Annotated in this window: 20 protein-coding genes; 2 read left to right on the forward strand and 18 right to left on the reverse strand. The window is 63.4% G+C overall.

The genetic code is table 11. The features are described 5' to 3' along the window. Positions 1-57: 57 nt before the first annotated feature. A complete protein-coding gene (locus tag WBR68_RS04675) occupies positions 58-1,383 on the reverse strand; it encodes a PA0069 family radical SAM protein (RefSeq protein ID WP_230693621.1) in 1,326 nt (441 codons plus the stop codon). Here WBR68_RS04675 and WBR68_RS04680 point away from each other — a divergent pair. Then, the gene (locus WBR68_RS04680; protein ID WP_230693689.1) at positions 1,279-1,536 is read left to right on the forward strand and encodes a hypothetical protein; all 258 of its coding nucleotides are present in this window, start codon (positions 1,279-1,281) and stop codon (positions 1,534-1,536) included. The genes WBR68_RS04675 and WBR68_RS04680 overlap by 105 nt on opposite strands. 179 nt (positions 1,537-1,715) lie before the next feature. Here WBR68_RS04680 and WBR68_RS04685 read toward each other — a convergent pair whose 3' ends face one another. The 15 genes from WBR68_RS04685 to WBR68_RS04755 all read right to left on the reverse strand — a co-directional run bounded on the left by WBR68_RS04685 (position 1,716) and on the right by WBR68_RS04755 (position 19,727). Beyond that, the gene (locus tag WBR68_RS04685; protein WP_050447924.1) at positions 1,716-3,014 is read right to left on the reverse strand and encodes a sulfate adenylyltransferase subunit 1; all 1,299 of its coding nucleotides are present in this window, start codon (positions 3,012-3,014) and stop codon (positions 1,716-1,718) included. A 39-nt stretch (positions 3,015-3,053) separates the two neighbouring features. Continuing rightward, positions 3,054-3,962 (reverse strand): sulfate adenylyltransferase subunit CysD, encoded by a 909-nt coding sequence (gene cysD / locus WBR68_RS04690; protein WP_230693622.1) that lies wholly within the window; start codon positions 3,960-3,962, stop codon positions 3,054-3,056. Positions 3,963-4,003: 41 nt separating this feature from the next. Further along, positions 4,004-4,750, reverse strand: coding sequence for a phosphoadenylyl-sulfate reductase (locus WBR68_RS04695; RefSeq protein ID WP_230693623.1), 747 nt, complete (start codon positions 4,748-4,750; stop codon positions 4,004-4,006). Next, entirely contained in the window at positions 4,747-5,811 is a 1,065-nt protein-coding gene (locus WBR68_RS04700) for a sulfate/molybdate ABC transporter ATP-binding protein (protein ID WP_230693624.1), read from the reverse strand. Before WBR68_RS04700 ends, WBR68_RS04695 begins: the two co-directional genes overlap by 4 nt. A 27-nt stretch (positions 5,812-5,838) precedes the next feature. Beyond that, positions 5,839-6,741 carry a sulfate ABC transporter permease subunit CysW gene (cysW, locus tag WBR68_RS04705; protein ID WP_230693625.1) on the reverse strand — a complete coding sequence of 301 codons (903 nt, stop codon included), beginning with the start codon at positions 6,739-6,741 and terminating at the stop codon, positions 5,839-5,841. Further along, positions 6,738-7,628, reverse strand: a complete 891-nt coding sequence (cysT, locus tag WBR68_RS04710; protein WP_230693626.1) for a sulfate ABC transporter permease subunit CysT — start codon at positions 7,626-7,628, stop codon at positions 6,738-6,740. The genes cysW and cysT overlap by 4 nt, the downstream gene beginning before the upstream one ends. 24 nt (positions 7,629-7,652) lie before the next feature. Further along, the gene (locus WBR68_RS04715; RefSeq protein ID WP_255695872.1) at positions 7,653-8,681 is read right to left on the reverse strand and encodes a sulfate ABC transporter substrate-binding protein; all 1,029 of its coding nucleotides are present in this window, start codon (positions 8,679-8,681) and stop codon (positions 7,653-7,655) included. Positions 8,682-8,894: 213 nt separating this feature from the next. Next, entirely contained in the window at positions 8,895-9,536 is a 642-nt protein-coding gene (locus WBR68_RS04720) for a peroxiredoxin (RefSeq protein ID WP_050447874.1), read from the reverse strand. A gap of 151 nt (positions 9,537-9,687) precedes the next feature. After that, positions 9,688-11,514: an acyl-CoA dehydrogenase gene (locus WBR68_RS04725; RefSeq protein WP_050447873.1), complete on the reverse strand. Its 1,827-nt coding sequence runs from the start codon at positions 11,512-11,514 to the stop codon at positions 9,688-9,690. A gap of 72 nt (positions 11,515-11,586) precedes the next feature. Beyond that, positions 11,587-13,287 (reverse strand): aspartate-alanine antiporter, encoded by a 1,701-nt coding sequence (gene aspT / locus WBR68_RS04730; protein ID WP_050447872.1) that lies wholly within the window; start codon positions 13,285-13,287, stop codon positions 11,587-11,589. Positions 13,288-13,313: 26 nt separating this feature from the next. Further along, the gene (locus WBR68_RS04735) at positions 13,314-15,140 is read right to left on the reverse strand and encodes a bifunctional aspartate transaminase/aspartate 4-decarboxylase (protein ID WP_050447871.1); all 1,827 of its coding nucleotides are present in this window, start codon (positions 15,138-15,140) and stop codon (positions 13,314-13,316) included. Positions 15,141-15,165: 25 nt separating this feature from the next. After that, positions 15,166-16,857: an aspartate-alanine antiporter gene (aspT, locus tag WBR68_RS04740; protein WP_050447870.1), complete on the reverse strand. Its 1,692-nt coding sequence runs from the start codon at positions 16,855-16,857 to the stop codon at positions 15,166-15,168. A gap of 197 nt (positions 16,858-17,054) precedes the next feature. Further along, on the reverse strand, positions 17,055-17,984 hold the full coding sequence (locus WBR68_RS04745) for an electron transfer flavoprotein subunit alpha/FixB family protein (protein ID WP_050447869.1): 930 nt from the start codon (positions 17,982-17,984) through the stop codon (positions 17,055-17,057). Further along, positions 17,984-18,733 (reverse strand): electron transfer flavoprotein subunit beta/FixA family protein, encoded by a 750-nt coding sequence (locus WBR68_RS04750; protein WP_046802734.1) that lies wholly within the window; start codon positions 18,731-18,733, stop codon positions 17,984-17,986. The genes WBR68_RS04745 and WBR68_RS04750 overlap by 1 nt, the downstream gene beginning before the upstream one ends. Positions 18,734-18,803: 70 nt before the next feature. Continuing rightward, the gene (locus tag WBR68_RS04755; RefSeq protein WP_083447432.1) at positions 18,804-19,727 is read right to left on the reverse strand and encodes a histone deacetylase family protein; all 924 of its coding nucleotides are present in this window, start codon (positions 19,725-19,727) and stop codon (positions 18,804-18,806) included. 10 nt (positions 19,728-19,737) lie between these two features. Here WBR68_RS04755 and mltB point away from each other — a divergent pair, with 10 nt between their 5' ends. Then, on the forward strand, positions 19,738-20,892 hold the full coding sequence (gene mltB, locus WBR68_RS04760; protein ID WP_050447867.1) for a lytic murein transglycosylase B: 1,155 nt from the start codon (positions 19,738-19,740) through the stop codon (positions 20,890-20,892). A 94-nt stretch (positions 20,893-20,986) separates the two neighbouring features. On the opposite strand, the gene cysM is transcribed toward mltB, so the two are convergent. Together cysM and WBR68_RS04770 are read right to left on the reverse strand one after the other, a co-directional pair. After that, complete coding sequence (gene cysM / locus WBR68_RS04765; protein ID WP_050447866.1) at positions 20,987-21,895, reverse strand: cysteine synthase CysM; 909 nt, start codon at positions 21,893-21,895, stop codon at positions 20,987-20,989. Positions 21,896-21,977: 82 nt separating this feature from the next. Continuing rightward, on the reverse strand, positions 21,978-22,493 hold the full coding sequence (locus tag WBR68_RS04770) for a ComEA family DNA-binding protein (RefSeq protein WP_230693627.1): 516 nt from the start codon (positions 22,491-22,493) through the stop codon (positions 21,978-21,980). Positions 22,494-22,583 lie beyond the last annotated feature (90 nt).

Consider the following 22,583-nt stretch of genomic DNA (forward strand, 5'->3'; position numbering starts at 1 on the left):
CTCCTTGAAGAAATGATTCCACGCCGCCGCAGCGGCCGACACGGCGACGAACCGCGATCAATCAAACAGCGACAACTGGCCAGCCGCCAACGCGCGCAGTTGGCGTTCGCCGCGCCCATAGGCGCCGCTGACCGCGGGCAAGCCGTCAGAATGGGGGACCCCTGAAGACGCTTGCGCGCCAACCGGGGATAGGAAATCGGAAGAAGATCTGGCCGCTGAAGACGCACCGCCCGAGGCAGCCGCAACGTCCGTCGCAAACAGCGATGGCGTACCACCTGCCATCACCGGGGGCTGGAAGCGGTCGCAATCCAGCGCCAGACGGTGGCGGTTCAGCCCCAGCTTGCGGGTGGCGACGGCAAAGCGCTGGCGCAGCAGGTCTGCCCAGATGCCGGTGCCCCGCATCCGCGAACCGAAGTTCGGGTCATTGCGGCGGCCATTGCGCAGGTCTTCTATGCGGTGCAAGACGCGCTGGGCGCGGTCGGGGTAATGGGCGTTGAGCCAGTCTTCGAACAAGGTCTTGACCTCCCAGGGCAGGCGCAAGACGGTATAGCTGGCGTAATGCGCGCCGGCCGCCTTGGACTCCTGGAGGATGTGTTCCATGGATTCGTCGTTGATGAAGGGGATGACCGGCGCCACCAGCACGCCCACTGGCACGCCCGCATCCGTCAGGCTGCGCACGGCTTCCAGCCGCCGCCAGGGCGCCGCGGCGCGCGGCTCCAGCGTGCGGGCCATACCGGCGTCCAGCGTGGTGATGCTGATATAGACCACCACCAGATTCTGTTCAGCCAACGCCGCCAGCAGGTCCAGGTCACGCGCCACCAGCGCGTTCTTCGTCACGATGGTTACCGGGTGCCGGGTTTCCAGCATCAGTTCGAGCATGCCGCGCGTCAGGCGCCAGTCGCGTTCGATGGGCTGGTAGGCGTCGGTAGCAGAACCGATATTGATGGGCGACGGCTTATAGCCAGGGCGCGCGAGCTCGGCGCGCAAGGCCTCGACGGCGTTGGCCTTGGCTACCAGGCGGGTTTCAAAGTCCAACCCCGGCGACATGCCCAGGTACGAATGCGTGGGCCGGGCGTAGCAATACACGCAACCGTGCTCGCAACCCCGGTAAGGGTTCACGGCAACATCAAAGGGGATATCGGGTGAATCATTGCGCGACAGCATCTTGCGGGCTTCTTCCGCGGTAACTGTCGTCTTGGGAACGGGCGGCTCAAGGCGCGTATCGGGCAGGATGGGAATGACCGTCGTACCGCGCGGAGAGCCAGCGCCAGGGACCGAATGGTCGAACGTGCTTTTGGGAGCGTTGTCGGGGAAATTATCAGGGACGGATTCGACGAAATCCGCTGGCAGACCGGAACCGGACCAGCCGTCATCGACCTGCACACGGTCATCGCGCTGAAAGCGATGCCGAACATTAGTAACCGCACCCCGACCGCGCAAGGCGGCGGGGGCGGCAGCCGGGGACCCAGAACCGGCGAGAAAAGAATGATCGGTGCGTGCCATAAAAACTACTGTACAAAAACACAGTGGTTTTGACAAGCACCAAAAGCCTTTTCGTAAGACAGCCCCACTTTACCGCAAGACGCCAAGCGCGTCTGAACAAATCGATTTCACCAGGCGATATCGCCTGGAAACCCGCACTAGCATTGGGTTTGGAAGAAATACAACAGCAAAAATCGGACCGAAAATACGTTGTTTTTCGGCCCAGACAGGCATTAACGCAACATGCCCGCCGCCGCGGTCTGATGCGTGGCTTCGTCGATCAAAATAAAGGCGCCCGTGGCCGGAACATCCGCATAACGATCCACCGCCAAGGCCTCGCGCGTGGTGAAAGTCACGCGACCAATGTCGTTCATCTGCAAGGTGCCTTCGGTGTTTTCCACTTCCTGCAATTCGTGGATGTCGCGATGCGACAGCACCGCGCGGATCTTCGCCGACGTCAGGCGCGTGCCCGACTTCAACAGATACTTGCGCGCCGGATTCAAGGCTTGCGCATCCAGCCAGCAGAGCTCGGCCTCGAACTCGCGCGTCACTTGCGCGGGCGCGGCCGTGTGCACGATCACGTCGCCACGCGACACGTCCACATCACGGTCCAACACCAACGTGACGGAATCGCCGGCCACCGCCTCATCCAACACGCGGTCAAATACGCGCACCTCGCGAACCACCGCCGTCACGCCCGACGGCTGCACGGTGACCGCATCGCCCGCGCGCAGCACGCCGCTGGCCACGCGCCCCGCGTAGCCGCGAAAGTCTTCCTTCTGATCGCCGCCGTGCCGCGCCACCCATTGCACCGGAAAGCGCAACGGCAACGCGCGCCCGTCGCTGGCCAGGTCCAGCGATTCCAGCAACGCCAGCAAGGGCTGGCCTTCGTACCAAGGCGTCTTGGGCGACAGCGTCACCACGTTGTCGCCATTGAGCGCCGACAGCGGCAGCACGTCGAAATGCGCAATGCCCAGTTTGGTGGCCAGGTCGGCATACGCATCGCGGATGCGGTCGAAGACGGCCTGATCCCAATCCACCAGATCCATCTTGTTCACGGCCACCACAATATGGCGGATGCCCAGCAGCCGCGCGATCGTGCTGTGCCGCTTGGTCTGCGGCAACAGCTTGCCGTCGGCCGCGCGCGTGGCGTCGATGAGTATCACCGCCACATCCGCCGTCGATGCGCCCGTCACCATATTGCGGGTGTACTGCTCGTGGCCGGGCGCGTCGGCAATGATGAATTTGCGCGCGGGCGTGGAGAAATAGCGATAGGCCACGTCGATGGTGATGCCCTGCTCGCGTTCGGCTTCCAGGCCGTCGGTCAGCAGCGAAAAGTCAATGCCGTCGCCCGCCACCCGCTTATGCTTGGCGCGCGAGATGGCGTCCAGCTGGTCGGCAAACACGCCCTTGCTGTCGTAGAGCAAACGGCCGATCAAGGTGGACTTGCCGTCATCGACGGACCCCGCCGTGATCAAGCGCAACACGCCCGTGCCGGCGCCGGAAAGAAAAGAATCGTTCAGTGCATTCATGTGCGTCCCCTGCCGCCGGCCGCAGCCGGCGTTGTGCATTCAGAAATAGCCTTCCTTCTTGCGGCGCTCCATCGAGGCCTCGGAAGTCTGGTCGTCCATGCGCGTGGCGCCGCGCTCGGTGATGTCGGTCACTGCCGTCTCGGCGATGATGGCGTAGGTGTCGGCGGCATCAGAAGCCACCGGGCAGGTGCAGGAAATATCGCCCACTGTGCGGAAACGCACCGGCAAGCGCTCGACTTGTTCGCCATCTTGCGGCGGCGTCAGGCGGGTCACTGGCACCAGCAGGCCCTTCCTGCGCACCACCTCGCGTTCGTGGCTGTAGTAGATGGACGGCAGCGCCAATTGCTCGCGCTGGATGTATTGCCAGACGTCCAGCTCGGTCCAGTTCGAGATCGGGAACACGCGCATGTTCTCGCCCCGATGCACGCGGGTGTTGAACAGGTTCCACAGTTCGGGGCGCTGGGCCTTGGGATCCCATTGGCCGAACTCGTCGCGGAACGAAAAGATGCGTTCCTTGGCACGCGCCTTTTCTTCGTCGCGCCGCGCGCCGCCGATGCAGGCGTCAAAGCCGAATTCCTCAATCGCTTCCAGCAGCGTCACCGCCTGAGCCGCGTTGCGCGAATCCGTTTCGCGGCGCAACACCACACTGCCGCGCTTGATGGAATCTTCAACACTGCGCACGATCAGTTCCTCGCCCAGTTCCGCGGCGCGTTGGTCGCGAAAGGCGATGACTTCATCGAAGTTGTGGCCGGTATCGATGTGCATGAGCGGGAACGGGAAGCGCCCGGGGCGAAAGGCCTTTTCGGCCAGGCGCAGCAGCACCACCGAATCTTTGCCGCCCGAGAACAGCAGCACGGGCTTTTCGCTTTCGGCGGCCACCTCGCGCATGATGAAGATGGCTTCGGATTCCAGCCAATCCAGGTGGCTGCGTTGGATCACAGCGGACATAGGTTATTCCCCTAAAACAGATTGTGAATTCATGGATGGCGTCACTCGCCGCGCGCCACGATGCCGATGACGCGGTTACCCGCATGCAGGCCGCATTCCTTGGAGTCCGACGACTCCCACCACCAACGCCCCGCGCGCACGTCCTCGCCCGGCCGGATGGCGCGCGTACAGGGCTCGCACCCGATGGACGGGTACCCCTGGTCGTGCAAGGGGTTGTAGGGCACGCCCAGCGCGCGGATCACGGCCCAGACCTCGTCCTCGCTCCATTCAGCCAGCGGGTTGAACTTGTAGAGGCCGAACACCGGGTCCTGCTCTTCCAGCGGCAATTCGCCACGGGTGGTGGACTGCTGGCGGCGCTGCCCGGTAATCCAGGCGCCGCGCCCGGCCAGCGCGCGCTTGAGCGGCTCGACCTTGCGGATCTGGCAACAGGCTTTGCGCAGGTCAACGCTTTCATAGAACGCATATGCACCATGCGCCGCAACGTGCTGTTCCACCGCCGCCGCATCTGGCCGATACACCGTGACATCGCGCCCATAGCGCGCGCGCACGGCGTCCAGCACGCCCAGCGTTTCGGCATGCAGGCGGCCGGTGTCCAGCGTGAACACTTCCAGGTCCAGGCCCGAGTCATAGATGGCGTGCGTCAGCAACATGTCTTCGGCCGCCAGCGACGAGGCCAGCGCGGCGTCGGGATGGCGCCGCTGGACGTCGGCCAGACGCTCGGTCAAGGTGTTCCAGCGCGCGGCCAGCCCCGCGTCCAGAAGGGAAGAAAGATCAGCAATAGTCGTCATGCTTGCACCGCAAAAATCTGGGCGCGCCGGGGACGCGCCAACAAGGTATCGCCATCGCGCAGATCCATCTGCCGGTACAGATGCTCCGGCACCTCCGCTTCGATGATGGCGTCGGAATCCTGGCGCGCCAGTTCCAGATACGCGCTGGGGCCCGCCAGATAAGCGTGCGACAAGCGCACGGCAATGCCCTCGCCACCCGCCCGATAACGCTCGATCTCGAACTCATGCGGACGCACATACGCGGTGGCGCGCCGCGCCTCGGCTTGCGCCAGGTCGGGCGCGGGCAAGGACAGTCCGGCCCCTTCCCAAATACCGCGCGTAGCCACGCCCTGCAGTTGGTTCACATCACCCAGAAATCCGTATACGAACGGCGTCGCCGGCGCTTCCCAGACTTCGCGCGGCGTGCCTACCTGTTCGATACGGCCCGCGTTCATCAGCACCACGCGGTCGGCGACTTCAAGCGCTTCTTCCTGGTCATGCGTCACGAACACGCTGGCCACGTTCAGCTCGTCATGCAGGCGCCGCAGCCAGCGGCGCAGTTCCTTGCGCACCTTGGCGTCCAGCGCCCCGAAGGGTTCGTCCAACAGCAGCACCCTGGGCTCCACGGCCAGCGCGCGCGCCAGGGCGATGCGCTGGCGCTGCCCACCCGACAACTGCGCCGGATAGCGGTCCGCCAGCCAGTCCAGTTGCACCAGCGTCAGCAGGTCATGCACTTTGCGCTGGATCTGATCTTCGGAAGGGCGCTGCGACCGATGCTTCACGCGCAGCCCGAAGGCCACGTTTTCGAACACCGTCATATGCTTGAACAGCGCGTAGTGCTGGAACACGAATCCCACCTGACGCCGGCGCACATCAACGTCGGTTGCGTCTTCGCCCGCGAACAGCACGCTGCCGGTATCGGGGGCTTCCAGGCCCGCGATGATGCGCAGCAGCGTCGTCTTGCCACAGCCCGAAGGCCCCAGCAACGCCACCAGTTCACCGGTTTCAATATGCAGTGACACGTCGTTCAGCGCGCGGAATTGCCCGAACCGCTTGGATAAATTTCGAACTTCGATACTCATGCTTGTCTCCGTCTTAGCCGTCGCGCGTTACGCCGCGGCCGGCTTGAGGCTTGCCGTCGCCGGCCCGGGATACTCGACCGGCAGGTCGGCGGCCCGCAGGAATCGGGCGTTGCGCCACTCGACCACGTTCTTCGCCACCAGCGTCACCAGTGCCAGCAAGGCCAGCAAGGACGCCACGGCGAACGCCGCGGAATACTGGTATTCGTTGTAGAGAATCTCGACGTGCAGGGTCATCGTGTTGGTCAGCCCACGAATCTGCCCCGACACCACCGACACCGCACCGAACTCGCCCATGGCGCGCGCATTGCACAGAATGGCGCCGTACAGCAGCCCCCATTTGATGTTGGGCAGCGTCACCCGCCAGAAGATCTGCCAGCCGCTGGCGCCCAGCGTCAACGCGGCCTGTTCTTCTTCGCTGCCTTGCGCCTGCATCAACGGAATCAGTTCGCGCGCAACAAAGGGAAAGGTCACGAACAAGGTCGCCAGGACGATGCCGGGCACCGCATAGACGATCTTCCAATCGTGGTCCTGCAGCCAAGCGCCCATCCACCCTTGCGTACCGAACAGCAGGATGAAGACCAGCCCCGCCACCACGGGCGATACGGAAAACGGCAGATCAATCAGCGTGATCAGGAACTGCTTGCCGCGAAACTGAAACTTGGTGATGGCCCACGCCGCGGCCACGCCGAACACCAGGTTGACCGGCAGCGCAATCGCGGCCACCAGCAAGGTCAGCCGGATGGCAGACCACGCATCGGGCTCGACGATGGCGGCCAGATAAAGCTGCCAGCCCTTCTTGAACGCCTCGGCAAACACCGCCGCCAGCGGCACCAGCAGGAACAGCGTCAGGAACGACAACGCAATGAACAACAGAATGCCGCGCACCCAGCGCGGCTCGGTCAAATGGGCAGGACGATCCGCTGCGCTCATGCCAGCCTCCCAAGGTTGCGGCGGGCTTGCCAGCCTTGCAGCAGGTTGATGACCAGCAGCATGACAAAGGACAACACCAGCATCACGGTGGCGATGGCGGCAGCACCCGCGTAGTCGAACTGCTCAAGCTTGGAAATGATCAACAGCGGCGTAATCTCGGACACCATGGGCATGTTGCCGGCAATGAACACCACCGACCCGTATTCCCCAACCGCCCGCGCGAACGCCAGCGCAAAGCCCGTCAACAAGGCCGGCAGGATGGTGGGCAACAGCACACGGCGTACGGTCTGCCTGCGGCTGGCGCCCAGGCTGGCGGCGGCCTCTTCGATCTCGCGCTCCACGTCTTCCAGCACGGGTTGCACGGTGCGCACCACGAAGGGCACGCCGATGAAGATCAGCGCAATCACGATACCCAGCGGCGTAAACGCCACCTTCCATCCAAACCATTCTGACAACGGTCCGCCCAGCCAGCCCTTTTGCGAATACAGCGCGGTCAGCGCGATGCCTGCCACCGCCGTCGGCAACGCGAACGGCAGATCCACCAGCGCGTCCAGGATCTTCTTGCCGGGAAAGCGGTAGCGCACCAGCACCCACGCCACCACCGAGCCGAACACCAGGTTCACCAGCGCCGCCAGCAGCGATGCGCCAAAGGTCAATTGATACGACGCCATCACCCGGGGCGCGGTCACGGTATCCCAGAAGCCCTGCCAACCAAGCTCGGCGCTTTTGATGGGCAGCGCGGCCAGGGGAATGAGCACGAGCACGCTCAGGTACAGCACCGCGTACCCCATGGATATACCGAATCCGGGCAGCACGCCCGGGCTGTTGCGCCGTCTGGCAAACAGCGCTGGCGCGCCGTTTGCCGTCGGGTTGGAGGCTGTCGTCATGGCCGTCGTTCCAGAACCTTGTCGTTATTTTTTCTGCGGCAGATAGATCTGGTCGAAGGTGCCGCCATCGCTGAAATGGTCCTTCTGCGCCTTGCGCCAGCCGCCGAAGATCTTGTCGTCGATGGTGACGAGCTTGAGCTTGGGAAACTTGCTTTCGTACTTGGCGGCCACCGTCTTGTCGATGGGCCGGTAGTAATTCTTGGCGATGATCTCTTGCGCGGCCGGGGCGTACAGAAATTCCAGATAGGCCTGGGCGGCGGCCCGCGTGCCCTTCTTGTCCACGGTCTTGTCGACCACGGCCACCGGTGGTTCAGCCAGGATGGACAGCGACGGCACCACGATGTCGAACTTGTCCGGACCCAGTTCTTCAAGCGCCAGGAAGGCTTCGTTTTCCCAGGCCAGCAGCACGTCGCCCACGCCGCGTTCCACGAAGGTCGTGGTGGCCCCGCGTGCGCCGGTGTCCAGCACCGGTACGTGCTTGAACAGATCACTGACGTAGGCGCGCGCCTTATCTTCGCTGCCGCCGTTCTTTTCCAGCGCGTAGGCCCACGCGGCCAGGTAGTTCCAGCGCGCGCCGCCCGAGGTTTTCGGGTTGGGGGTGATGACCTGCACGCCGTCCTTGATCAGGTCGTCCCAGTCCTTGATGCCTTTGGGGTTGCCCTTGCGCACCAGGAACACGATGGTCGAGGTATAGGGCGAGCTGTTCCGCGGCAGGCGCGACTGCCAGTTCGCGGGGATCAAGCCGCGGTCGGCGATGGCATCGATGTCATAGGCCAGCGCCAGCGTCACCACATCGGCTTCCAGCCCATCAGTGACCGAACGCGCCTGGCGGCCCGAACCGCCGTGCGACTGGCGGATCGTCAGGTCCACATTGGCCTTGTCCTTGTACTGCTTGATGAAGGCGTCATCAATGGCGCGATAGAGTTCGCGCGTGGGGTCGTAGGACGCATTCAACAAGGTTTGTTTTTGCTGAGCTTGAGCCGGCGCCATGGCCGTCAGAGAAACCGCCGCCACCACCAGCGTGGCCAACCAACCCGCTTTCCCGAACGCCATTCCCTGCTCCCTGTCTTTGGCAATATGGAAGCAAGTGTGCGTGTTGCCCATCCTGAACGGAACGAATCATTATTTGATTGCTCATCGCTCGCAGGCATATAGGACCGCCATCCCAAACAAGAAAAACCGCCGCGTTTCCCTATGGGAAAGGCGGCGGTTCGGGCGGCGGAAAACCGCTTTCAACGCATAGGGGCTACCCCCCGAAATCCGAATTTACTTATTCGGTTGCGGCGTAACGCGCAGGTACGGACGCACGGCCTTGTAGCCTTTGGGAAACTTCTCTTTGATAACAGCTTCGTCCTGCAGCGACGGAACGATGATCACGTCGTCGCCATCTTCCCAGTTGACCGGCGTGGCCACGCTGTGGCTGTCCGTCAGTTGCAGCGAATCAATGACGCGCAGGATCTCATTGAAGTTGCGGCCCGTGCTGGCCGGGTACGTGATGATCAGGCGCACCTTCTTGTTCGGGTCCACGATGAACACGGAACGCACCGTCAGGGTGGCGTTGGCGTTCGGGTGGATCATGTCGTAAAGCTCGGAGACCTTACGGTCCTTGTCGGCCAGGATGGGAAAGTTGACCTGGGTGGACTGCGTGTCGTTGATGTCTTCGATCCACTTCGTATGGGAATCCGTGCCGTCAACCGACAGGGCCAGCACCTTCACGTTGCGCTTGGCGAATTCGTCGGCAAGCTTGGCCGTGTAGCCCAGTTCGGTGGTGCACACGGGCGTGAAGTCGGCCGGATGCGAAAAGAGTACCCCCCAGCTATTGCCCAGATACTCGTGAAAGCGGATGGGACCGGCCGAGGAATCCTGTTCAAAATCAGGGGCGGTGTCGCCCAGACGTAGATGGCTCATGGTGTCTCCTGTATGCGGATAGAGTGGGAGGGATCTGGCCGCCCGGCTTCAACGGGCCGCTCAGAAATGGGGCTTGAACGTGCAGCTTAACGCGTCAAAAACGATTCTTCCATCAAACCTTCGGCCGACGAAATACGCAAGCCATATAACCTTATGCAATATTCGCGTCCGCCCCGCAGGCGTCCGCCACGACCCCGGCGCGCACTGCTGCGGACAGGGCCAGCGCGCGCGGCAGGATGTGGGCGGCGTAGAACAATCCTGTCGCGATCTTCGACTTATGGAACGGGTCCGTCGACCCCGCTGCAAGATGCCGACGGCACGCCAACACGGCGCGCGCCATCTGCCATCCACCGTGCACCACGCCGGCCAGCATCAGGTAGGGCACGCTGCCGGAAAACACCGCGCGAACGTTCGCGGCCGACTGCTCAAGAATGAAGCCGACGCCTGCCTCGTAGGCCTGGATGGCGCCATCCAGGTTGTCGCGCAACAGGCGCAGCGCATCGCGCTCGGGCGCGGCCGCGCGTGCCGACTCGGCCTCAACCGCGCGCAGCGTCTCGCGCATGGCGGCAATGGCCGCGTAGGCCGTAGCGCCGCCGTCGCGCTGCGTCTTGCGGCCAACCAGGTCGTTGGCCTGAATGGCGGTGGTGCCCTCGTAAATGGGCAGGATGCGCGCATCCCGATAAAACTGCGCCGCGCCAGTTTCCTCGATGAAGCCCATGCCGCCGTGCACCTGAATGCCCAGCGACGCGACCTCCACCGCGGTCTCGGTCGAGTAGCCCTTCACGATGGGCACCATGTATTCGTAGAACGCCCGGTTGCGCGAGCGCTGTTCAGGGTCGGGGTGATGCGTGCCCTTGTCGTGCGCGGCAGCCGTCACGTACGAAACGGCGCGGGCCGCTTCCGTCAACGCCTTCATGGTCAGCAGCATGCGTTGCACGTCAGGATGGCGCACGATGGCCACCGGCCCGGCCGACCCTTCCACCGCGCGCCCCTGCACGCGTTCGCGCGCATAGGACAGCGCGTGCTGATACGCCCGTTCAGACACGCCGATACCCTGCTGGCCCACCGAAAAACGCGCGGCGTTCATCATGATGAACATGTACTCAAGGCCACGGTTCAGTTCGCCGACCTGATAACCCACCGCGCCTTCGCCGACTTCGCCCTTGCCCGAGCCATACAGCAGCACCGCCGTCGGGCTGCCGTGGATGCCAAGCTTGTGCTCCAACGACGCGCACCAGACGTCGTTGCGCTTGCCCAGGCTGCCGTCCGCTTCCACCAGGAACTTGGGCACGATGAATAGTGAGATCCCCTTCACACCCGCCGGCGCGTCCGGCGTGCGGGCCAGCACCAGGTGGATGATGTTTTCCGCCAGGTCGTGCTCACCGAAGGTGATGAAGATCTTTTGGCCGAACAGGCGAAACGTACCGTCGTCCTGCCGCACGGCGCGCGTGGCGACCTGGGCCAGGTCGGAGCCCGCCTGCGGTTCGGTCAGGTTCATGGTGCCCGTCCACTTGCCCGCGATCAGGTTGGGCACGTACTCTTTGCGCTGCGCGTCAGAACCCACGGTCAACACCGCTTCGATAACCCCATCAGTCAGCATCGGGCACAAGGAAAACGCCAGGCTGGCCGCCTGGATGTTCTCGGCCGGCGCGGCAGCAAGCAGCTTGGGCAAGCCCTGTCCGCCCCATTCCCGCGGATGCTGCAAGCCCTGCCAGCCGCCCGCGGCGTAATCCTTGAAGCCCTGGGCATAGCCGGGCGTGGTGGTGACCTGCCCGTCGTTCCAGACCGGTGGGTGCGTGTCGCCGGGTACGTTCAACGGCGCCACCGCCTGCTCCACGAAGCGGCCGTTTTCTTCCAGGATGGCGTCAACCAGGTCCGGCGTCACGTCGTCAAAGCCGGGTAATTTAAGAATGTCGTCCAGGCCGGCCAGTTCTTTCAGCGTGAAGCGGAAATCCTGTAGCGGGGTTACATAGGGCATGGTGTCTCCGGGTGCAAAACGACGGCGAGGCGCCTGGCGCCTCGCGTCTACTGCGTTTTTTGAATTCGCGTCTTAACTCAGATGGTACGCCAAGGACACAATGATCGGTCCCAGCACGGGCAACAGCACGTTGGCGATGGCATAGGTCACCGTGTAGCCCAAGAGCGGCACGGAGCTGCCGCTGGCATTCAAGATGGCGCTGATGGCGGGCGTGCTGACGTGCTGGCCCGCAATGGCCCCTACCAGCAAGGGGCCTTCTATCTTCAGTATCTTGTGGCCCACCCATAGCGACAGGCAGGCGGGTCCCAGGGACACCAGCAAGCCGATCACGGGCAGCACGGCGCCGTGTTCACGGATAAGCGATACCGCCTCGGGCCCCGCCGACAAGCCCACGCACGCCACGAAGACCGCCAGCCCAAGGTCTTTCAGCAGTTGCACGGCATGGTCTGGCATATGGCCAAGCGTAGGCCGCTTGGCGTTGATCCATCCGCACACCAACCCGCTGACCAGCGCCCCGCCGCCACTGCCCAGCGACACCGGGATGCCCCACAGGCGCGCGCTCAGGCTGCCGATCATCAGGCCGGCAAGAATGCCAAAAGCCAGGAACACCAGGTCGGTGATGCCGCTGCGGCGCAGTTCATTGCCCAGCGCGGCGCCGGCCTCCGACAGTTCGGGTTCGGCGCCCACCAGCGTCACCAGGTCGCCGTACTGCACGACCGTGGCCGGCGTCAGCGGCAACATATGGCCCGACCGCATGATTGATTGCACGAAAACGCCACGCGCGCGCCGCGCTCCCGGCCGTTTGGCCAGTTCCCCCATCGTGGTTCCGTTGATCGCCTTTTTATTGACGATCACGGCCAACTCGCTCATATGAAGATCGTCCGCATGCGCTTCGGGCAGCAGGATTTCAGGCCCCACGACCGTGCCGGCCCGCAGCGCGAAACGGCGCAAGCCCAGCACCACCACCACATCGCCGGTGGTCACAGTGTCTTCTGGCGTGGCGTTTACGGCCTCGCCGTTGCGCAGAATGCGGCTGATCACCGTGCGCCCGCCCAACTGCGCCTCGACGTCGCCAACCTTCATGCCGTCGGCATCCTTGACGACGTGCGCGCGCCCCACCAAGCGCGGCAAGGTCGGCAGGTTCACGTCCTCGTCCTCGCCCGCGGCCATGCCCAGCTTGGCTTCCAAGGCCTTGGAAGCCTCGCGCAAGTTGATGCGCAGCAGCGCGGGCGCAACCTGGCTGGTGAAGAACACGATGCTGATCAAGCCCACCAGATAGGTCAGCGTGTAGGCCGTGGCGATATTGGCCTCCATGCGCTGCACTTCGGCGTCCGGCAGGCCCAGATGCTTGAGCGCCTCGGCCGCGGTGCCCACCACCGCCGATTCGGTCGCCGCCCCCGCCGCCAGACCGGCCGCCGTGCCGGCGTCCAGGCCAAACAGCGGCACGGCCGCCAGCACAATGCTCAGCACCAGCAGCGCCTCGATGATCGGCAAGGCGATATAACGCAGGCTGGATCGGTTCAGGTTGGCGAAGAACTGCGGGCCGCCCGAATAGCCCATGGCAAAAATGAACAGTGCGAACGCAACCTCTTTCAGGTCGCCACGCATCTGGCAACCCGTCTGACCGATCAACAGGGCGACGATGAGCGTGCCGCACACGCCGCCCAGTTGAATCGGTCCGAGCTTCAACTTGCCGATCAGGTATCCCAAGCCCACCGTGACAAACAACACCGCAATGGGGACGCTGTTGAAAAACCCGACCGAGCATGTCATGGGGTCATGTCGCCTGTAGTGGTTGCCTACTTGCGGGCCCTGGCCTTCTTGGCGGATTTGGCGGCAGTGTCGGCTTGCTTGACCGCCTTTTTCACCGCCGTCTTGGCCACCTTCTTTGCTGCCTTCTTGGGCGCGCGCTTGGCGGCGCTGGCCTTCAACGTTTGCCCCTTACCGGCGGTCGGACCCGAGCGCACCAGCTCGGAGGCCTTCCAGGCTTCGACGTACTCGGTCGCGGATTCAACCATGTACTTGCCGATCTTGGCGTAATCAGCATCGTCCAGATTGGCCAGCGAGATGCGGATCGACCAGGGCGGCCCGCCGAACCCGCCGCCGTCCATCAACACCACGCCTGTTTTTTCAGCCAAGCGGAACAGGAAGTCCACCGGCTCGTAATTCGACGTCATGTACTTGCAGAAGGCGTCGCCATACATGACCTTGGCCCACACCATGAAGTCCAGTTCCACGTAATACCAGGCGCGTGCGGGGTCCTCGGGCGGCACCGGTATGCCCAGCCCGCTCCACAGCGCATCACGGCGAGCGCGCACGATTTCCATGGTCAGGTGCTTGTAGGCGTCCTTCAGGTCCAGCAGGTGGGACAGCGCGAAGAAGCCCATCTGCACCTGTTGCGGCAACGACAGCCCGGCCGTGTGGTTCAGCGCCACGTTGCGGCTGTCGGCCACCATGCGGTCGATGAACTTCAGTTTTTCGGGTTCCATCGTCATGGCGCCATAGCGCTTGTTCAGCCGCTGCTTCCATGCCGCGGGCAGTTCGGCGATGCGCCGGTCCATCGTGTTTGTCTCGTGCGTGGCGATCACGCCCAGGCGCCAGCCCGTACAACCGAAATTCTTCGAAAAGGAATACACGCAGATAGTGTTGTGCGGCACCTCGGCCATCAGCGAACGGAAGTTCGGCACGAAAGTGCCGTAGACGTCGTCGGTCACCAGCACCAGGTCCGGATTCTTGCGGATCAGCCGCACGATCTGCTTCATCTCGACCGGGTTGAACGCCACCGATGGCGGGTTGCTCGGGTTCACCGTCACGGCAAGCTTGATCTTCGGATTTTCCAGCTTGGCGATTTCAGAGGCCGGATAGTGCCAGTCGTGCGTGCCGTCGGCGCGCATGCTGCTGGCGTTGATGGCGACGATCTTGAACTTGAAGCGCTCAAGGTGCGCAATCTCGATATAGGGCGTGAAGGTCGGCAGGAACAGCGCGATGGTGTCACCTTGCTTCAACAGGCCGTTCTGCATCAGCGAGTCAAAGATGTAGCACATGGCGGCGGTGCCGCCTTCGACCGGGAACAGGTCGAACTTGCCCTTCGGGGGACGGCCGTCGCACATTTCCTTGATCAGGTAGTCATGCACGATCTGTTCGATATGAACCAGCGCGCGCGGCGGCACGGGGTAGTTGTCGCCGATGATGCTGTCGGTCAGTTCGTGGATCCACTCGTCCGGGTCAAAGCTCTTGATCTTCACGCCGTACTCAAGCACGCCCACCAGGAAGTCGTAGCCGTCTTCGCCCTTGTGCTTGGACAGGAATTTTCGCAGCCGGTCAGCACAGCCCTTCTTGGCCGGCATGCCAGCCAGAATGGTGTCATCGCGCACCCGGCGCGCTTCCTTCATGGCGAACCGGCCCATCAGGAAAAAGGCGTCGCGGGGTTCGGTGGCGATCCAATTCGGATTACCCCGCCCGGCGTTCAACATGGTCAAGGCAGCCGTGTGCTGGTTTTCCTTGGCCAGCGTAATCAGATAATCCTTTAACTCAAAGGGAGACAACTGTTCCAGGTCACGTTGGCGCGAACGGGTCGTTTTCAAAGCCGAGGCCAAACTGACAGTAAGAGGCGAGGTGGTAGCCATTATTCAGTACTCCTGGTTTGGAACGCTAGGTCATGAGCATGACAATGACAATGCCCCAGATAATGAGCAGGGTATTGCCGATCGCATAGGGAACCGTGTAGCCCAGGGCGGGCACCTGGCTCTTCGCCGTTTCCGTGATTTGTCCGATCGCGGCCGTGGTAGTCCGGGCGCCGGCGCATACGCCCAGCACGATGGCGGGATGGAATTTGAAGACATACCGGGCGATGAACACGCCCAGAATCATCGGCACGCTGGTGGCGATAATGCCGGCCACAAAAAGCTTGGCGCCCAGTTGCTGGAAGCCCTGCACGAAGCCGGGTCCCGATGTAATACCGACCACGGCCACGAACGCCGTCAGCCCGACCGATGTCAGAAACCAATGCACGGGTTCCGGCACCCGGCCGAAAGTGGGATGCACAGAGCGCAAGTAACCGAAGATCAGGCCCGAAATCAGCGCGCCGCCGGAGGTCGACAAGGTGATGGGAATACCACTGACCGTCAGCACCAGCGAACCAAACAGCCCACCCAGCAAAATGCCGAAGCCCACGAACACCATGTCGGTCTGCTCGGTGGCCCGGTCCACGTAGCCCAACTTGCCCACTACCCGCTCGACGTCGCGTTTCGCGCCCAAGACGAAGAGGCGGTCGCCGCGGTCCAGCTTCAGCCCCCAGTTGACGGGCATCTCGTGGCCGCCGCGCACCACCTTGCGCAGAAATACGCCGCGCCCAAGTTGGCGCACGGTCTCATTTTCCGCCAGTTCCTTGAGCGTCTTGCCGGCCACGTTCTTGTTGGTCAGCACCACCTCAACGATCTCGGCGGGCAGGTTGATCACGTCCCGGTCTTCGACTTCGCCGCCGATAATGCCGCCGGCCTGCAAGACCAGCGCATCGTGGCGCCCGGTCACGCCCAGCACGTCGCCGGCCTGCAGCACGGTGCTGGAGTCGTTATCGATGATCTGATCGCCGCGGCGAATGCGTTCGACAAAGACACGCGCGTCAACAAAGCGTGCTTCAAGGTCGCCAACTGTCTTGCCCACGAGTTCGGAGTGGTCCAGTTTGTAGGCACGCGCGGTGAATTTCCGGTAGCCGGACAGCTCCATGGAATCGCCGCCGCCGGACATCTGGGCTTCGTATTCCTTGCATTCTTTGACGATGTCCACGCGCATCAGCTTGGGGCCTAGCGAGGCCAACAGCCACGCGCTGCCGACGGTGCCGAAGATGTAGCAGACCGCGTACGCCACGGGAATGCTGTCGATCCACTGCTTCTTGGTTGCCGCGTCCACGCTCAGCCCGTTGATGGTGTCAGTGGCCACGCCCATCACCGCGGAAATGGTTTGCGCACCCGCCAAGAGTCCGGCGCCGGTACCGGCGTCAAAGCCAAAACCCACCGCCGTGGCCCAGGTGACCAGCAAGCAGATCACGCAAATGATGACCGCGAAAATGACCTGGGGAAGGCCATCGCTTTTCATGCCGCGGAAAAATTGAGGGCCGACGCCGTAGCCTAGACCGAAGAGGAAAAGCAGGAAGAACACCTGCTTGAGAATCGGGGCGATAGTGATGTCGAGCTGCCCGACCAACACGCCCACCAGCAAAGTCCCGGTTACCGCGCCCAGATTGAAGCCGAAGATTTTCTTGGCTCCAATCCAATACCCCAGGCCCAGGGTGAGGAATACCGCTAATTCTGGAAACTTCCGCAATGTGTCAAAAAACCATTCCATCCCGAATCTCCTTCGTTATGTACAGGTCAAACACGCGCGCGAAAATCCTGCTCCGCGCGAAGCACATTATCAGAATCTTTCAGAAATTCAAAAGAAATACTGCAAACATATCAGACAGTCGGAGAAGATTGCAGGCCAAAAAAAACCCCGCGGACATGCCGTCCGCGGGGCTTTCATACTAGTGAAGCTGCTGTGCGTTACAGCGCGCCAGTCAGTTCCGGCACGACCTGGAACAGGTCGCCCACCAGACCATAATCGGCCACGCCAAAAATCGGCGCTTCGGGGTCTTTGTTGATGGCCACGATGACCTTCGAATCCTTCATGCCGGCCAAGTGCTGGATGGCGCCCGAGATGCCGACGGCCACGTACAACTGCGGCGCAACGATCTTGCCGGTTTGGCCAACCTGCCAGTCGTTCGGGGCATAGCCCGCGTCCACCGCCGCGCGCGAGGCGCCCAATGCGGCGCCCAGCTTGTCGGCCAGCGGATCCAGGATCTTGAAGTTTTCAGCGCTGCCCAAGCCACGGCCACCCGAGACCACGACGCGAGCGCCTGCCAGTTCGGGGCGGTCGCTCTTGGCCACTTCGCGGCCCACGAACGTGGACTTGCCCGAATCGGCAACGGCGGCAACCTCTTCCACGGCGGCCGAGCCACCTTGCGCGGCAACGGCGTCAAAGCCCGTCGTACGCACGGTGATGACCTTCACGGCGTCAGCCGATTGCACGGTGGCAATGGCGTTGCCCGCGTAGATGGGGCGCTGGAACGTGTCGGCGGATTCCACGCCGATGATGTCCGAAATCTGCGCCACGTCGAGCTTGGCCGCCACGCGCGGCGCCACGTTCTTGCCCGACGCGGTGGCCGGGAACAGGATGTGGCTGTAGTTCGACGCCACCGCCAATACCTGGGCGGCAACGTTCTCGGCCAGGCCGTCGGCCAACTGCGGCGCATCGGCCAGCAGGACCTTGGCAACACCGGCGGCGGCAGCGGCTTGGTCAGCCACGGCGCGCGCGTTGGCGCCGGCGACCAGCACGTGCACGTCGCCTCCGATCTTGGCGGCGGCGGCAACGGCGTTCAGGGTTGCGCCCTTCAACTGGGCGTTATCGTGTTCGGCAATAACCAGCGTCGTCATCAGACCACCTTCGCTTCGTTCTTGAGTTTGTCCACCAGGGCCGCAACGTCGGCCACCTTGATGCCGGCCTTGCGGGCGGGCGGCTCGCTGACCTTCAGCGTCTTCAGGCGCGGCGCGGGATCAACACCCAGTTCTTCGGGCGTGACGGTGTCCAACTGTTTCTTCTTGGCCTTCATGATGTTCGGCAGCGTGACGTAACGCGGCTCGTTCAGGCGCAAGTCGGTGGTCACGATAGCCGGCAACGTCAGCGTCAACGTTTCCAGGCCGCCGTCCACTTCGCGAGTGACAGTGACTTTGCCGTCGGCCAGTTCAACCTTGCTGGCGAACGTGGCTTGCGGCCAGTCCAGCAGCGCGGCCAGCATCTGGCCGGTTTGATTGGCGTCGTCGTCGATGGCTTGCTTGCCCAAAATCACCAATTGCGGCTGCTCTTTGTCGACCAAGGCCTTCAACAGCTTGGCCACGGCCAGCGGCTGCAGTTCGGCGTCCGTCTGAACCAGCACGCCGCGATCGGCGCCAATGGCCATGGCGGTGCGCAGCGTCTCCTGGCATTGCGCAACGCCGCAAGAAACCGCCACGACTTCAGCGACGGCACCCTTCTCTTTGAGCCGGGTCGCTTCTTCGACGGCGATTTCGTCAAAGGGGTTCATGGACATCTTCACATTGGCGATATCCACGCCAGTTTGATCCGACTTGACGCGCACCTTGACGTTGTAGTCAACGACGCGCTTGACAGGTACCAACACCTTCATCCCGCTGCCTCCAAATGGAAATAAATACCCGGCATGCGCCGGGATCGCATTGCACAATTTTTTCCTGATTCTACAGCTTCGCCAGCGCTCGTATATGCGCAACCACGCTACGCCCCAGTGCTGACAAGTTGTAACCGCCTTCCAGCGTGCTGACGATCCGGCCCTGGCTATGCCGTTCCGCCACCTCGACAATCTGCTCGGTGATCCAGGCGTAGTCGGCTTCCACTAGCCCCATTTGCCCCATATCGTCCTCGCGGTGGGCGTCGAATCCCGCCGACACCAGGATCAATTCCGGGCGATAGGCCTCCAGCCTGGGCAACCAGGTATCCGTGACGATGGTCCTGACCGCGGCCCCCACCGTGTAGGCGGCCACGGGCACGTTCACCATGTTGGCCGCGGGCTGGTCCGTGCCGCTGTTGGGGAAGAGCGGATGCTGGAAGAAGCTGCACATCAGCACCCGCTCGTCGCCCGCAAAGACGTCTTCGGTACCGTTGCCGTGGTGCACATCGAAGTCAACGATGGCCACCCGCGACAGGCCGTGGAACTCCAGCGCATGGCGCGCCGCGATCGCCACGTTGTTCAAGAAGCAGAACCCCATGGCCTGCGAGCGGCAAGCATGGTGGCCAGGCGGACGCACCGCGCAGAACGCCGTGCGGGCTTCACCGCCAATCACCGCATCCACCGCCGCCACGCCCGCGCCCGCCGCATACAGGGCGGCTTCATAGGTGTGGGGATTCATCAGCGTGTCCGGATCGATTGGGTAATACCCTTGGTCCGGCGTATGTTCGCGCAAACTGTCCAGATACTGGACGGTGTGCACCCGCAACAGGTCGTGGCGCGACGCCTGGGGCGCCTGCCGATCGTCCAGATAGGGCATCAAGCCACTGGCCAGCAACTGGTCGGAAATGGCGTCCAGCCTCTGCGGGCTTTCGGGGTGCCAACTGCCCATTTCATGCAAGCGGCATGTCGGGTGGGTAAGATACATGGTCTCCATAAGGAAGATTATGTTCATCTGTCGGCGATTACTGCAACTCGGAACGCTCTCCGCCCTGCTGGCGGGCTGCTCCACCACCGCTCCCACCGCTCCAAATTCGCTTTCGGCCCAACCCGCGGCCGCCTCCGCCAACACCGCCATCCGCATCGGTCCCACCACGCCGACCCCCGGCTCCGAACTGCCGGACGACGCCCCCGCCACGCTGACCGCCACCGGTGCGCTACGCCCGGAAGTGCGCAGCTTTGTCGAAGAACTCGCGGCCGAGCGCCAACTGCCGCTGGACCCGATGGTCAAGGCGCTTGAGAGCTCGCGCTATAACGCCACGGTGTCGCGCTTGATTGCGCCGTCACCACCGGGCAAGAAAATCTGGCGTAGCTGGCTGACCTACCGCTCGCGCTTCGTGGAGCCGAAACGAATCAGTTGGGGCGTGGACTTCTACAACGAAAACCGCGACCTGCTCAATCAGGCGGCCCAACGCTTCGGCGTGCCGGCGCCAATCATCGCGTCCATCATCGGCGTTGAAACCCTGTACGGCCGCAACATGGGCAATTTCCGGGTACTGGATGCGCTAGCCACGCTCGCCTTTGATTACCCCGATCCCAACAAGCCCGAACGCGCCACGATGTTCCGGGGCCAACTGGCGGATTTCCTGACGCTGGTCATGAAAGACAAGCTGGAACTTGAAACGCAAGGCTCGTATGCGGGCGCCATCGGCATGCCGCAGTTCATGCCGACCAGCATCATGCATTACGCGGTGGACGGCGACGACAACGGCCATATCAACCTGACGAGCAACACGCAGGACGCCGTCATGTCGGTGGGCAGCTTCCTGGCCCAGCATGGCTGGCAACGCGGCCTGCCGGTGTTCGCGCCCGTGGTGCTGCCGGCCGATCCCACCCCGCTGGTTGACGGCGGGCTGGAACCCAAGCAAAGCTGGAGCACGCTGACGGCGGCTGGCGCGCGCCTGCAGCCGGGCGCGTCCAGCGCGGGCTGGAGCAGCCAGCCCTTGGGCGTTGTGGACCTGGTCGAGGAAGCGCGGGGCACGGCGCAATACCGTGTGGGCACGCCGAACTTCTTCGCCTTGACCAAGTACAACCGCAGCTATTTCTACGCCACGTCGGTAGCGGACCTGGCCTATGAGATCGAAACGCGCGTGGCGCGCTGATTGGCTTCCCGCTGATTCCCCGGCTTGAAGACAACATCGCCCCGTCTTGAACGGGGCGATGTGCCGTGGGCGTGCGGCCCGAAGCAAGACAGGCTCAGTTGAAGACGCCCGTCGACAGATAGCGGTCGCCGCGGTCGCACACGATGAACACGATGGTGGCGTCATTGACGCGCTCGGCCACGCGCAAGGCGGCGACCAGCGCGCCAGCGGACGAGATGCCGCCAAAGATGCCCTCTTCCGCCGCCAGCCGGCGTGCCATGATTTCGGCTTCGGATTGTTCGATGGATTCGTAGGCATCCACACGGCTGCGGTCAAATATCTTCGGCAAGTAGGCTTCGGGCCACTTCCGGATGCCGGGAATCTGCGAGCCTTCCGCCGGCTGCGCCCCGACGATCTGGACCGCCGGATTGCGCGACTTCAGGTAGGTCGACACCCCCATGATGGTGCCCGTGGTACCCATGGCGCTGACAAAGTGCGTGATGCGCCCCTCGGTTTGCGTCCACAGTTCCGGACCGGTGGATTCCACATGCGCACGCGGATTATCGGGGTTGGCGAATTGGTCCAACACCACGCCCCGGCCGTCCGCCTGCATCTCGGTGGCCAGGTCGCGCGCATACTCCATGCCGCCCTTGTCGGCCGGAGTCAGGATCAGTTCGGCGCCATAAGCCGCCATGGCCGCACGGCGTTCCACCGACAGGTTGTCCGGCATGATCAGAATCATGCGGTAGCCCTTCATCGCGGCCGCCATGGCCAGGGCGATGCCGGTGTTGCCGCTGGTGGCTTCGATAAGCGTATCGCCCGGTTTGATGTCACCACGCGCTTCTGCGTGCTGGATCATCGACAAGGCCGGGCGATCCTTGACGGAACCGGCGGGGTTATTGCCTTCCAGCTTGGCCAGGATGACGTTGCCACGCGCGTCACCCGCGGCACCAGGAATGCGCTGCAAACGCACCAAAGGCGTATTGCCGACGGTCTGCTCGATAGTGGGGTAGGTAGTAGTCATGCGAAGGATCATAACTCTGCCCGACGGCGAGCGCGGGCAAAAGCCGCGCTCGCGCCAGGGGTTCCCAGGCAGCAGGCTACCGTCAGGGCCGACTGGGCGGCGGGGTCGCGGTTTTACCGGTTGCCGGACGGTTGGCGGGCTGGGATGGCGGCTTGCCGGCGGCGGCGCCTGGTGCAGTGGCGGCGGCTGCACTCGACGCCGCGGCGGCATTGGTCGCGGCATCCCCTTCACCGACCTCCAATCCCGCCGCCTTCAGCGCCTGTGCCTTCTTTTCGCCGATGCCGCGCACCCGCTCGGCCAGATCCTCGAACGAATCGAAGCGCCCGCCCCGCTCGCGTTCGGTAATGATGATCTCGGCCGTGCGGGGACCGATTCCGCGGATGGTTTCCAATTGCTGCGCGTTTGCCTGGTTCACATCCAGGGCCCGCGCTTCAGGTGCCGAGAAGCCCAAGCCGGCAATAAGCAGGAGCGCACCCAAGGTGTGCAGCAGCGGACGGCGCGCGCCTTGCGCACGCGCGGCCATCTGCCGGGCATGGACGTTGTGCCAAGGCATGGTCAGGCGGCGCCGAGCGATGGCGGGTACGGGAAAAGCGATCATGGAAAGTCTCCGGAAAGAAAGGGCGCGGCAGATGCCGAGCCACACCCGGATCATGGCTCCCCGCCCCGCTCTTGGGCCGGGCAGTGAATG

It is taken from the genome of Achromobacter sp. JD-1 (assembly GCF_038594925.1).
In the GTDB taxonomy this organism is placed as follows: domain Bacteria; phylum Pseudomonadota; class Gammaproteobacteria; order Burkholderiales; family Burkholderiaceae_B; genus Achromobacter; species Achromobacter spanius_C.